1 protein-coding gene is annotated in these 465 nt (G+C 58.1%); it reads right to left on the bottom strand.

The genetic code is table 11. The features are described from left to right. On the bottom strand, positions 1-201 hold a 201-nt coding region (locus OC610_RS28815), incomplete at its 3' end, for an OprD family porin (RefSeq protein ID WP_264433212.1). Positions 202-465 lie beyond the last annotated feature (264 nt).

The raw sequence follows: 465 nt of genomic DNA, 5'->3' as shown, positions 1-465 counted from the left end.
GATGAAACTCTGGGTCCATTCTTCGGCTTTGCCTTGGGCGGCGTTGTCGTTAGTGAAGTTGCGGTTGAAGTAGAAGTTGCGCAGGTTCAGCGTGGCCTTGGCGTCTTCGACAAACCCCGACTCCGCCGCCAGGACGGGCAGGGCGGTGCCGCTCAAGGCGACGGCGATGAGGCTGGGGAACAGGTGCTGTGTGGGCTTCATGGGCGTTGTCTCTTGTTTTTTGTGGACGAGGCGAGTTGTTGCCGCATCTTTTGGGTGCGAACGGTACGGTGGGGCCAGGTTGTTAAAGCGACCGAGGATCAGCCGGACGGTGCAGGGCGTGGGGACATGGCATCGAACCTGTTGTTATTGGTTTTGTGCGAGCGATGGTGAAGGGCGGCCCGGGATCGGTTCAATTGCGATTTGCGGGTTTTGGGCGATTATCGAACGGCAAAACGAGTGATTGGATGAACGCAATTCCCTGTG

The sequence above is a fragment of the Pseudomonas agronomica genome (genome assembly GCF_025917275.1).
In the GTDB taxonomy this organism is placed as follows: domain Bacteria; phylum Pseudomonadota; class Gammaproteobacteria; order Pseudomonadales; family Pseudomonadaceae; genus Aquipseudomonas; species Aquipseudomonas agronomica.
Note: the sequence above shows the minus strand (reverse complement) of the source record. Positions and strands in the feature narration are given on the sequence as shown.